Origin of the sequence: Wolbachia endosymbiont (group A) of Beris morrisii (assembly GCF_964028185.1) — a bacterium.
Classification (GTDB): Bacteria; Pseudomonadota; Alphaproteobacteria; order Rickettsiales; family Anaplasmataceae; genus Wolbachia.
Genome location: NZ_OZ034760.1, coordinates 98,232 through 111,829 on the forward strand (window position 1 = coordinate 98,232; position 13,598 = coordinate 111,829).

Here is a 13,598-nt window from a genome sequence, read left to right on the forward strand (position 1 = left end):
AGGTAAGTAACAGATGCTTAAACGTTTAAGTAACCAAAACTTGGGTAAGCTATGCATAAGTTTTGTGGTGCTTTTTTTATTGTCTGGATGCGGGGAGGATCACTGTATTAAGCCAGAAAATTTATCAGGTTTGCGTGAAAAACTAGATATAGTGTCAACAGAGCAGAAGTGGGTTGATTCCGGTGTTAATATCTCAGATAGAATAAGAGTAACAGAGATTAATATAGTGCCTAGCAAGATTAATTTTTGTCCTAAGCAGTATGCAGATTTTGCAATTCGACCTGGGAGAAATGACGTAACATTACCATTTGCACTTAAAGCTGACGATACGATAAGCTTTAGTGTTATTGGAAGTAAAGTGTGTAAAGATAAAGAGAGTGAGACAAAAATCAGGTATGTGAAAATTGATGAAAAGTGCAGCGAACAAGAAGAGGAGTATTTTGCACACGTTTTAAATCGTGAAGGATGTCAGGATGAAATATGTCCTAATAAGTATATTGTAGGTAACCCAGAATGGTTGAATGGAAAAGAGTATTGGAGTTTAGACCCATCAAAATTAGTTGAAGAGAATAGTAGAGAAAAGATTGAAAAGATTGCCAAATCTATAAAACAAGGAGAAAATATAGATTGCAGCAAGCTTTCAGAGAGCAGTGCAAGTAATATAGATACGCACATTTTAAATTTACTCTGTGGACGTATATGTAAATTTCCTTCCGGCAGCGGAAACAAAGGTTGCGCATATATTGAATACAATAGTGTAGAAGGTGAGATATCCCGGTCTGATGTTGAAGCTATTAGTAAAATACTAAAAGAAAAACAGATAAAAACTGGCATTACACTTTTGAAAATTCACATGGATGGTGAAGATTTTGAACACATTCCAGGAGGTGGTTTATGCACTAATTGTGATCACAAGATAAGAGATAACTATCGAACACCAAGATTAACTTTTAGTTTATGTAGTAGAAATGACAAGTACTGCTACGATAAAAATGACAAAGGTGGTTTCAATATAAGAGTAACAAGGACTCCTAATCTGGAAAACAACTTATACATACGCGTTTCTGATAAATTCCCTGAGCATCAGCCTGGTGATGAAAATCAGGGGGATATATCTGTGGATATTAGCAAAGTTCATGACGTTCAATACATGGAAAGCTTAAAAGAAAAGTTAAAAGACAAAACAGGTACCATATATTACGGAATAAGAGACCATGGCTGCGATTACAAAAATGAAGGTCAGTTTAGCATTAACCTCACAACTAAAGAGCCACCTACAAGAACTTTTAGTGCAATATATAATTTCTTTGATGAAAAAGTGAAAACTGCATTTTTCGGCTCTAGCTACAAAGATCCTAACGCAATTCACTCTGATACTAGTCCTGTAAAGTCTCTTTACGAAAGTTTTATAAAATCAAGTAGAACAAATACCATTAGATCTACTATAATATCACTGTTAGTACTATATATAATCTTATATACTCTTTATTACTTTTTTGGATTAACTCATATTTCTATATATGAGTTTTTAATTATATGCGTAAAGATAGGAATCATCGCCCAGCTATTGCAGGATAATAGCTGGGACTTTTTTTATAACAATGCATTCTCTATATTTATTAACACTCCAAAACAACTAATAGAAATAGCAAATTTTAGAGGCACTACTTCAAATGTTTTTGAGTTTCTTGATTTACCGCTCAATAGGTTCTTGTCATCGCATTCAGTATTGTTAATAGTATCTCTTATATTTTCTGGCCCTTTAGGCATTGTATCTTTTTGCTTGGTGATTTGGGGTTTAATCACAGTGAGCTTATCTATTTTCAACGCCTTATTTTCTTTTATTACATCTATAGCAATAGTTGCGTTATTACTTTCTTTAGCACCTATTTTTATTATTTGTCTTTTATTTGCGTATACTAGGCAGATGTTTCACAACTGGGTTAAAAATTTAGCAAGATTTGCGATTCATCCAGTAGTGCTTTTAATTTTTATATCACTGATAAGTCAAGTTATGGATTATATCATATATTCAGTATTTGATTTTGAAGTCTGCTCTACGTGTATACTTAGTATTAACCTAAAGATTTTTAACCCTTGTATTTTTTATGGTTATGCTTCCAAATATACACCTAATATTACCGCTATGATGGCTTTTGTTATTTTAGGACACGCTATGAAAGCTTTAGTGGAAGCTTCTTCGACAATATCTGACTCGTTGTTTGGTGTTTATGTGCAAAACGAACCTGGAGGACAATATCAACAAAGCTTAATGGGAACAGTAGGGTTAGATGAACAAAGCGTTCAAAGAAGAGCAGGAGGTGCTCCTCAACAGTCAGGTGCGTCAAGACCTCAAATACCACAAGGGACTCAAAGGTCAACGCCTCAGATACCACAAGGAAGACAGCAATGATAAGTAAAAGATCACTATTGTTGATACTGTGTCTTGCAATCACTGGTTGTAACATGGATTGTGTCGAACCTGGGTTGCAGAGCAGAAACACTAGTGTTAACGTGGATGTTCCAGTTCATAAAGCTGGTGAAGAAGTTAAAATTCATTGGGTTGATTCTGGTCAAGTAATTAGTAAGGGTGAGGAAATCAAATTCACCCTCGATGGATCAGTAAATTTTTGCCCTTTTAAAGAAGACAAAAATCCAAGGAAAGTACTTGTGCCAGCTAGCTTTTGTGCTGATGGCTCAGAACCAAATTATAGTAAAGCTGCAAATATTAACGATGTGCCTAATAATTATGGCGTTGATGAAAAAGGCGTAAATGAAAACGAATTGTGCGGTGGTAAAGGATTTGGCAGCAATAGACGTTATGTGGACACTGGAATTAAAGTAAGTCCTGGTGATAAGTTAAGCTTTAGCTTAGTTCCCAGAAAAATAACAATTGATTATGACAATCCAGGAGGGAAAGGCATCAGTTTTGATGACAATTGTTATAGAGCTGAAGAAGGAGGTGAAAAAGTGTCAGCAAGTGAAATATTGAATGTTAGCAAGCAAGAGGGAGAGGAATTTTTTTGTGAGGGCAAGGATGGAAAGAGAAATAAAATAAAATTTTTACCTCTTGATAAAACAAAAGCAAAGGAAAGCAAAGTGCTAGTTGGCAATGGGTACACTCCATATGATAATAAGGTACATTTTAATAAAGGTTATATTGAAGACAACAAACCATGGATATATGGTTCGCTACTTGATTTACGCCGCGCTAAAATAGGATTGAACGAGTTATGTGATGGAAAAAACTGTAGTCTTGATGAGAGAAAAAAGTACTCCTCCTATGAGCTTAACTGTTACCATCAAAATATATGCTATACTAAGAAGGGTATATGGAACTATGGTTCAGGTCAAGCGGGAGAACAAAACCGTGTCTCTTCTATAAGATACAAAAAATATGATAATGAAAACGACAAATGTGATATGTATTCTCACCTTAAAGAAGTTGAAGATAAGCTTAAGAAGATAGAAGAAAATAAAGGGGATCCCAAGCAGATTAACGTTGATTTTACATCAAACACTGAAAAAGATATTTCCTGGGCTGAGGCTCTTGTTGCAAAAATTGGTGATCTTGATGATCAAGATACTGCTAAAGGTATGCAATGTCTTCCAGATAATGAAGTAGGTGCAAGAAAGGATAATGTGTGTTCGCAAATTAGTGATAATTTTGAGGATTTTTCTCTGAAATTAAATAGTGACTATACAGTAAAAAATGTAACATCTGGTAGTAGTGTGATGCTCGCTATTGCAGATTATGGTCACTATAAAGCTAATAGGGGCGGTTACCATGTTAAAGTCACTAGATCATGTGAATACATTAATGGCGAAAAACTGTATATGTATTTGGGTGATAACCCGCCAGGTGATCTATCTGCTACGAAGACTAATGATTTCAAAGAAGTAAAGAAGTTGGGTGAAATAACAGAGGATAATATACAATATTACATAATAGATGGAAGTCATTTGGGGGACAAAGAGTCTAAGAAGATATATTTTGGTATTGATGTAAGCAACGTGGAGAAAGATGACATTACAGACAAGAAGGGCAAATATTACGAAAACAATAAGTATAGTGTAAACTTGTTTGTTAAAAAGAAAATTAACGATTTTATTTCATCGAATATAAACGAGATATTTGATTTTATGAAAAAAGAAGTAATTGGTGACAGCGTTAAAGATTCATACAAAGGATATGCAAGAGGTCTTCTACAAGGAGTGAGAGCTTTGCTTACTCTATACGTTATATTTACTGTCGTTGGCTATATGCTTGGAACAATACAGCTAAGTAAATTTGATTTCATTGTAAGAATGTTCAAGATAGCATTTATAGCTTTTGCCTTTAGCGATAGAAGCTGGGAACTTTTTGGTACAACTTTATCCAGACTTTTTATAGATGGTAGCACTTATTTAGTTGATAGCTTTTCTGGCTATATAGGGGAAGGGGGGAGAAAATTTGCATTCTTAGACTTGACAGCAGGAGTATTATTCACAGCAGAAACTTGGTTAAAGTTTTTATCGTTGATGCTCTCTGGTCCTTTTGGCTTTATTGCATTTTTGGCAATACTCTACGCTACTTTTGCGTTTTTAAAATGCATTATTAGCGCTACGTTTAAATATGTAATATCTACTGTTCTAGTAGCGTTTTTACTGTCATTAACACCTTTGTTTATCGTGTTTATTTTATTTCAACAGACTAAACCCTTGTTTGATAACTGGATAAAAACGCTGGCTCACGTTGCAGTACAACCAGTTATTTTATTTTCATCTTTATCTCTTTTAAATCAGTTGATGTATTCAGTTCTATACAATCTCACAAATTTTTCTGCATGCTATCAATGTTTAATTAGCGTAAATTTCTTATCGTATGATCTGTGCTTGATGAAATCAATACTGCCTCTTGGATACAGTCCTGGCACTAATGTTGATGTTGCATTAAGTACCGGAGAAAGGGCTGGTGGGCACTTTGCAGCGTTGCCCATAGATCTGATCCAAGCATTTATGTACTTAATTATTGCTAATGCAATGGAAGCTTTTGTTTCTATATCAGAAACTATGGCACAAGCACTATTCGGCTCTGGTTTTGGGGTTGCTCAAAGTGTTAGCAAAGTTGCCGGTAGCGCATCACAAGCTATACTGTCAACCGTTGGCCTTGATGATAAGACCCAAAGTATGATACAGAGTATCAAGCAGAAAATGAGTAAAGATCGGGGAAAAATTGAGGCTAGATTGCCTGATACACCAAATCAATCAAACAAAAAAGAAGATTCTAAAGGAAGTTCTGATAAAACAACGGGTGATGATTCTGATAGACCTAAAAAACAATCAGGCAAGCAAGAAATTCCTGATGAAATAATAAGAAGTAATTCTAGTGATCATGAAGCTAAAAACAAGAATGGAGAGGAGTAAGATATGAATGATGTTATGGAGTAACTAATTAAAAAGATATTTTAAGTAAAGTTTTAGAAATTTATTTCTGTATTTGGAAAAAGTTTAGATATGCAATCACGCTTAGGCAAATGTTGGTTTAGGGTATTACTTCTTGCAGCTTATATGCTGATCACAGGTTGTAGTAAGAATGATATGCCTTTTCCAAGGTGCATATCTGCTGACTATTTTGGTCCTAAACCTATTGCAGTAAGCGCTCATTTTTCAAGCGACCAAGATGCGTTTATTCCAGGAGATGGAGAAGTTGTTGATCCTGAAACTGGCGAAATTAATTATGGTTTTCACCATAACCAAGTGGTGAAGTGGGAGGATACCGGACTCGAAACCAATGGAGATAGTTTAAAAGTGCGAGTTAATGGTGCATGGACATCTTGGAGTAATAATAACAAGAAGGAATCTAAAGGCAGTTATAACTTACAGAGCTTGGAGCAGTTAAAATATGCAACTAAATTTGAAGGAAAGTCAGGTGATAATAGTCTACCTGACTTTCACTTAGTTTGTAATGATTATAAACCTAGCATAGAAAAATTTTCAAGTAATCCTAAGGCAAGTTGCACTGTAAATTGCAAGTGCATTAATGAAGATGATAGCGCAAATACAGTATCACGTGGTGCTCCATGTTGGTTTACCAACGGTCATGGTGCTTATCTTTTGTTTCAAACGGGGAAAGATGATCCTAACGAAAATCTAAAATTAATGCGCGATCCTCAATATCCTACTGTACATCTAGGTTATAATTCCACAGCTGAGGGCGACAATGGACTTTTTACTTTAGACAGAGATAGCACTAAATTAAAGGATAGGAATTGTAATACGATGAAGTTAGAAAAGGGATGGAAAATATATGTAAAAATATTAGATAGATATTACTTAGATAATGTAGGTGGCTACTCTTTTGAGTTCTTAAGTGGAGTGCAGCAGCCAAGTAGTTTTGGGTTTTTTGATTACATTTATAACTATCTAAAATGTGTATTATTGATTAACGAAAATTGCAAAGAACATTTTAATAGCAATGATCCTGCAGTTGCACAAGCTATGTTCGAAAATATAGCTGAAAAAAGTACGAGCTTTCACAATTTTGTTCTTTCCTTGCTTGTTCTATTTGTAATGATTTCATCGCTTCTTTATCTTTTTGGCATGATACGAGAAACTAAGCATGATATGCTCATCAGAATGATGAAAATCACTCTAGTAATAGTGCTTATATCTCCTGGAAGTTTTAGATTTTTCTATGATCATTTTCTCGTTTTATTCATCAAAGGTCTTGAACAATTGATAAGTATAATTACTAACTTTGCTCCTAATTCAAATACTGATAAGTTGTTTGGTTTTATGGAGAACATGTTCAACAAGTTTTTTGCTTACTCTGTTTGGAAAAAGTTTGCAGCGTTTTTACATTACCAAATGTGGGCAAGCCTTCTTATGATACCGGCAATTTTCATAGGGATAGTTTTATATTTCTTGCTGTGCTTATATGCTTACATAATATTCCTCTCTGGTTTTATGGGTATAGCTTTTCTTATAGCCATCATGCCACTGTTTCTAATTTCTATTTTATTTTCACCGTTGAAAAGTCTATTTGAAGGTTGGATAAAATTCTGCATCAGTTTTTGTTTAAAGTCGATTATGATATTTACTCTCTTGTCATTACTGGCTTCCATTATAATGAATACCTTTTATAGGCAGTTAGGTTTTACTGTATGCTACAATAAATGGTTTGAGGTAAGGTTATGTGCTCCAAAATGGGTGTTTGGTGGTTTTTGTATCGTTGATAAGCAGTACTTTGGTTGGACCCCAGGGCAAATTTTCGTACCTTACACTCTTGGAGAAGCTTCTCCGCTGAACGTAGATAAGAACATAGAAGGTATAGAAAAGATAAGCAGAGAAGGTGGTACAATAAAATTTACTGGCGGCGCTGGGTATATACCTCTTCCACCTGATTACCCTAAAGATAAAAATGGTGAATATATAAAAGGGTTTCGTTATATAGATTATCCTTTCTTTAATCCAATTCCTGGCACTCAAAGTAATCCAGCAGACCACTATATTGCAGAAAGTGATATGGTAGTTAGTAATGGCTGTAGTGAAAAAGATCTAGTGCGCTTAACAAATAGTTTATCTCATGCATCAGAGAGGGCTGACATTATATTACTGATCAATAATATAGACAAAAAGATAGGTGGTATGAATAGTAAAATAACAGAGCTTTACTGTCAATCTCAGCAAGATGAAGAAAAATGTAAAAATTATAGGGAAATAGTGGATGACTACAGAAAAGGTACCATAAGACCAGATCTAAAAAGAGAGATAAAGTCTTTGGTGCAGAGAGTAGTAGAACAACAAGGTTGTAGAATACTGAAACTTCATAAGTTATATAAGGATCCCAACAGTGAATACTGTCAGAAATGTAAAGATTGTGAGGATTGCAAAAATTATCAAGAAAATAGCGATTACCAAAGGGTGCAAGACATACAGAGAGGTTATTTAATCAATGCAGGGGAAATCTTTGTATTATTCCTGCTTTCATTTTTAATGTTCTCTTTACGCGAGTTCGTACAACAAATGGGCTCAAGTATAGCTGGTGGTGGATTCAGCGTTTACAATATATCTAGTATGTATCAGGGAGGTGGTATATTATCTCAGATACCGTTACCTAAATTTTTTGAAAAGGCTGGAGTAACTAATTTAATGGGGTTAATTTCTCTACCTAAGCATATGTTGCAAGGTGCTATTGGTGGAGGACTTGAGTCTCTAGGTAAATTTGCTACTGGGCTCCCTAATCAACTAGCTGGAGGTACAGCTAATCTACTAGGCAGGATACCAAGAGTCGGAGGTGTGCTGAAACACGTTATTGATGTGCCACGTAAATTTGTAGGTGCTACTATTGAAGCAACAAAGTTTGCAACATCACCTAAAAATGACGTCGATAAGCTTGAGGAAAAGATCTACAGGGCATTTGGAGTTGATAAAGAAGATATTGCGCATAGAAGAATTGATAGATATTTAGAATATTACAAAGGGTATGTAGGATCACATTTGGGCTATACAATAGAAGATGCTATGAAATTTACTTGGGAGCATGGCCTTGATTCTATAGGAGTTAGCCACCGTACAGGAGAAAAAGATGGTTACCAAGGTAATCTGCTCTGTAGAGCAAAATCGCATAGGCAAGATTTCTTGAATAAGCTTCATGATTACACCATAGGACGCAAGAGAGAACCAGAAAAAGACAAGCTTGATCAACCGGTCAAAAGGAAATTACCGGAACCAATGAGGAAACCAGATGCAAAAGGAGAAGAGGATTGAAGATGAAGACTAATAAAAATTTCAAAGGCCTTGATTATTACAAATTGCAGCAAGACGATGATGGCAACATAAAGTTAAATGACTACGACGACATTTTAAATGCGCGTAGGGCGAGAGTAGATCTACTATTAGATAACACACCGGACAACAATATCGACCTCACTAGGTTAAATAAAGCTTTGAGTGAGAAATTTGTAGATAATCATAGTTTATTGTCTGAATTTGATAAGGAAGACAAAGAGATTGCACAAGAAAGGCTTAAGGTGTTTAGTATTTTAGAAAGCCTTGAAGACCTTAAAAGCGTGAAAAGTGAAGATCTGTTGGAGGTTAGCTTACTGCTGTCGGATCTTAGCTTCATAGAGAGAAATGTTGTACTAAATACCGATCAGAATTCTGATCTAGCAGAGTTTAAAAGTCTATTTATCGAAAAAAAGGCATCTGGTGAGGAATATAGTAATGAAGAATGTCAAGGCTTCCTAGATGATATAGATAAAATCAACACCATAATTAAGTTAGAATTAGAAAGCAGAATTGAAGGGATCAATCACGATGAAGGAAATAGTTATGGTGATTTACAAGATGAGATTGGTCAAGCAATTAATGCAGCAGACAAATCAGAAAAAGATAACGGATGAGTCTTGTGTTTGTGTTTTTCTTACAAGCGGCTCGATAGCTTCTCTCTATTAAACTGCTAAAGCCATATTGACATTAATCATATAGTATAAATAATTAATTATTTTGGAGCTTATTTAATATGCTACGCATCATTGCAGGCAAATATCGCGGAAGGAAAATAACTACAGGCAAGCATTTAGCTGCACGACCAACTATGAGTGTTGTCCGAGAAGCAATATTTAGTATACTTTCCTCAAGAAAACCTATTTATAACTTGAATGTACTTGATTTATTCTGTGGTAGTGGTTCTTTTTCATTTGAAGCACTTTCTCGCGGCGCTAAGCATGCATTTATGGTAGATTCAGATTATTACAATTTGCAATTGCCTAAAAAAACAGCAGAAGATTTTGGAATTACGGACAATGTCACGCTAATTTGTTGCAGTGCTAACAAATTGCCACAACCTATTTCAAAGTGCGATGTAGTTTTTATAGACCCACCTTACAATAGCAATCTAGTTGAATCAACGTTGAATGGACTAGCTCACTCAGGCTGGTTAAGTGATGATGCATTGATAATTCTAGAGATTAGGAAAAACGAAGGTTTTGAGTGCAATAAAAACTTTAGTATAATCTTGGAACGTACCTACGGTATAGCAAGAATAATTTTTCTTTCTCTATCAACTTAAACTTGTATATGCTTTTCATTGATGGGTTTCAGTTCTATTTTCGTCAAGCTTCCAAAGATACTACTTTTACAGTAGTCTTTTAGCTTAAAATTTCTATTAAATTCACCTTTCAACAAATATTTATGTGCTTTTTCAATAAATTTATTTTCTTTTTCTTCGTAACTGGTGTATTTTGTTATATCATCATTATCCTCACGATAAACTAAATGTTCTTTATGATCAGCATGAATATTTTTGCTCTTACACTCCGTGTTTTGAGGATCGTGTTCAAGTACTATATTCCATCTAAACCATTCAGATGTGTCAGATGTGGATGAATCTGGAAGTTTACCAACGAGTTGTGCTTCCTGTGGAATTACAGTATCGCCTTTCCTGCCAGCAATTAATACAGGGCATTTTGTATTCTCTATAATCTCTCGTGAATTAAATTCCAATCCGCAACGATTAAACCAAAAATTCAAGAATTTTGCAGGAAGCCGTCTCATGAAAAAATTCCCTATCCCATGAGGAAAGTTATTAGTTGCATCCTTAAGTGAGCTATAAGAATTACTATGAATTAGCGTTAAATAAATCCCTTGCTTTTCAAACCTTTTTAAAACTTCTGCTGCAATTCCTCCTCCAAGAGAGTTAGTATCCAAAATTATATCGTTCGGATGCACACCTTTTACAAGCAACATGTTTACCATTGCCATTCCAGCTTGAACTAACTTTTCACCGTTTGTTAGAAATTCATATAGCGCTACAATTTTCTTTCTTTCCAAGAGAAACTCCACGATATCTTCTATATCTTTATTTTCTCCTAACTCTTGATCGTGAGCTTCTGCATCCACTTCCTTATCGTCACCTACAAGTTCTTTTTTGTAACGCTTTATCCACTCAGGGCTAACTTCATTTTCCAAAAAGCTTTTGATTCTATGTACAACGAACCTTTTCTTAACAAAGTCAAAAAGCATCCATAGGCAAAATACGATAAAACATATGGTAGCCAAAATTGATAGCACTACTGATGCAAAAGCTAACCCTGTAAGTACCTTTTTTGATTTTTGATTCTGGTATGCCAAGTATAACGATACAATAGAAGCAGTAGAAAATATAGCAGAACATAACCATAGTGATACTATTCTCCTATTGAATTTTCTTTCTTCATCATTCAATTCTTTTTTAAAGAATTCTGGATTAACAATTCTAGAAAAATAAGGATAGTCAAAATAATGCTTAACTAACTTACTTTCTTGCTCCTTAGGTGGATTTTTACTACGAGCATTAACCTTAATACATCCAAGTACTCCAAAAAAGTTTATCACGTGTTTTGTATTTTCTTCTGGCTTGATATTACCATTGGTATGATAAATAACTTTCATTTTATCGTTAATAAATATTAAGCTATTTTAACATAAAGATCAAAAAAAACAAGAGAATATAAATATGAATAACCAGTATGATGAAAAGCTTATAAGAAATTTCCTATGATTCCTTTTAAGCGAGTTTTGAATTTTTGAAATGTCATGACATTGTTGATACGTTTATCAAGAAACGATAAAGTATCCGCAAAATCTTCTGAATAATCATTGATAAAAAAAAGTATCGTACTTAAGTACACTCCAGCTAATATTGCTCTTTTTGTATAGTAGTTAAAATCTGTTGATTGGTCATGAATGCCATACCAAATCGCGCTAATAGTTCTGTATAAAAGTTTACTAGAAAAATATGTATTTTTTGGTGATACGGAGAATGATAAAACATTTTTTAAAAGTTCTCTATAATTCGGTAGCTTAGCGTAGTTTGAAAGGCGTATTTGAATAGCTAACTTTACTCGCTCTCGCACTTTCATATCTTCTAAATTAGAATTTCTTAGTTCAGCTTCCATTGAGCTATTTAAGTCCTCTGCTATGCGCTCCAAAGCGCTATATATTCCATTCTGAAATTTGCAAAAGCTATTAGCTAGATTAAGGTCAGTGCACACCTTTAATAGGGTTTCATCGCTTATCCCTTCAAATGGAATAACCCTAATTAGCTTATCTATTATTAACTTTTGTTCCACAGTAGCATTATACTAAACATCATGTGTGATTGTACCTGAGATTTTCAAACATTCTACAAAATGCTTCGCCGCGTTCCTCGAAATCTTTCCATTGATCAAAAGAAGCACACGCGGGAGAAAGTAATATTGTTACTTCTTCTGCACTATTTAAGGCCTCTTCAAAAGCTAGTTTAAGTGCGTTTTTCAAATTGCAACATTTCACGAAATCTACTTTATTCTCCATAGTGTTTGCAAAGGCTTCGGTTGATTCCCCAATAAGAAAAGCTTTTCCAATCCTTGTGAAATGCTTGCTTAATGATTCTATTCCACCTTTTTTGCTTCTTCCACCAACGATCCAATTTATGTTTTCATAAGATAAGATCGCCTTTTCGCTCGACTTTGCATTAGTTGCTTTGCTATCGTTCACGAAAAACACATTTCTTATTTTGCCAAGCAGTTCATTCCTATGCCTCAGTCCTGAAAAGGACTTGATTCCATTGATAATAGTGTTGCTATCTACTCCAAGTAGCTTACATACGGCATATGCGGCTGCTATGTTTTCTGCGTTGGAGATTAGGTTTATTTTCACGTCGCTTACTGATAAGCTATGACTCTCTAGTTTTAACGAGATCTTCTGGATCCGAGTAGTCAAGCACTGGGATGATAAAGAGGGTGGCTGGAATGACACCGGGGAATATGTTACTGAGATTGGAATTTTGTTTCCAGTGAATTTGTTGAATATATCAGCGGTAATCTCATTGTCACATCCTATCACAGCAATCTCACTACCGTTTATCAGTTTTAATTTAGCTGCTATGTAATTCTCCATACTTCCATGCCTATCTATGTGGTCTGGTGTAATATTAAGCAGTACTGAAATGTCCACGTTAATTTCATTCATCAACTCCAATTGAAAAGAGGAAAATTCAATTACATAAATTTCTGCATCTCTTTCTAGATCCAAAACAGGAACGCCTAAATTTCCACCAATAGCTACTTTTTTCCCTGCAGATTTTAATATGTGCCCTATTAGTGATGTAGTGGTTGATTTACCATTTGTTCCTGTGACACCTATTACCTTCTGGTTTGTAGTTTTAGCTTCAAGAAATAGCTCAATGTCTGATTTTATTTTGCAATCAAAACTTCTTGCAAGTTTTACTATCCAATGTGGCTCTATTGGCACTCCAGGGCTTAAAACCAATGCACTGATCTCCTGCCAATTATATTCTTTGGGATGAATAAAATTACATTTTTTATACATCATTTTTGCATTTGCTATTTGCTCTTCATGATCATCCCATGCATATATTCTTGCACCACTCTTTATTAAAGCGTTAATGGCGGATAACCCAGTTTTACCAAGACCAAAAACTGCAACATTTTGATTTTTGTATTTGTTTAGTTGCACTGCTAGATACCTTATGCGAACTATTTTATAAAGATATCGTACAAACTACAACAGACTTCTTGCATAGGTCACAACTGTCATTCAATAGAAACAAAACTTCCTTGACAAACTCCGCC

General features: G+C 34.7%; 8 protein-coding genes. 5 read left to right on the forward strand and 3 right to left on the reverse strand.

What is annotated here, in order from left to right:
• Positions 1-13 precede the first annotated feature (13 nt).
• The 5 genes from ABWU69_RS00545 to rsmD all read left to right on the forward strand — a co-directional run bounded on the left by ABWU69_RS00545 (position 14) and on the right by rsmD (position 10,054).
• Complete coding sequence (locus ABWU69_RS00545) at positions 14-2,413, forward strand: type IV secretion system protein (RefSeq protein ID WP_353285186.1); 2,400 nt, start codon at positions 14-16, stop codon at positions 2,411-2,413.
• Positions 2,410-5,406, forward strand: coding sequence for a type IV secretion system protein (locus ABWU69_RS00550; RefSeq protein WP_265034579.1), 2,997 nt, complete (start codon positions 2,410-2,412; stop codon positions 5,404-5,406). Before ABWU69_RS00545 ends, ABWU69_RS00550 begins: the two co-directional genes overlap by 4 nt.
• 90 nt (positions 5,407-5,496) lie before the next feature.
• Positions 5,497-8,751 (forward strand): type IV secretion system protein, encoded by a 3,255-nt coding sequence (locus ABWU69_RS00555; RefSeq protein ID WP_353285187.1) that lies wholly within the window; start codon positions 5,497-5,499, stop codon positions 8,749-8,751.
• Between the two features lie 2 nt (positions 8,752-8,753).
• Positions 8,754-9,386 carry a hypothetical protein gene (locus ABWU69_RS00560; protein ID WP_265034581.1) on the forward strand — a complete coding sequence of 211 codons (633 nt, stop codon included), beginning with the start codon at positions 8,754-8,756 and terminating at the stop codon, positions 9,384-9,386.
• A gap of 119 nt (positions 9,387-9,505) precedes the next feature.
• Positions 9,506-10,054, forward strand: coding sequence for a 16S rRNA (guanine(966)-N(2))-methyltransferase RsmD (rsmD, locus tag ABWU69_RS00565; protein WP_265034582.1), 549 nt, complete (start codon positions 9,506-9,508; stop codon positions 10,052-10,054).
• Here rsmD and ABWU69_RS00570 read toward each other — a convergent pair.
• The 3 genes from ABWU69_RS00570 to murD form a co-directional block, all read right to left on the reverse strand.
• Positions 10,051-11,415, reverse strand: coding sequence for a hypothetical protein (locus tag ABWU69_RS00570; protein WP_265034583.1), 1,365 nt, complete (start codon positions 11,413-11,415; stop codon positions 10,051-10,053). The genes rsmD and ABWU69_RS00570 overlap by 4 nt on opposite strands.
• A gap of 89 nt (positions 11,416-11,504) precedes the next feature.
• Positions 11,505-12,095: a COQ9 family protein gene (locus ABWU69_RS00575; RefSeq protein ID WP_265026269.1), complete on the reverse strand. Its 591-nt coding sequence runs from the start codon at positions 12,093-12,095 to the stop codon at positions 11,505-11,507.
• 19 nt (positions 12,096-12,114) lie between these two features.
• A complete protein-coding gene (gene murD / locus ABWU69_RS00580; RefSeq protein ID WP_265035693.1) occupies positions 12,115-13,506 on the reverse strand; it encodes a UDP-N-acetylmuramoyl-L-alanine--D-glutamate ligase in 1,392 nt (463 codons plus the stop codon).
• Between the last annotated feature and the right edge of the window lie 92 nt (positions 13,507-13,598).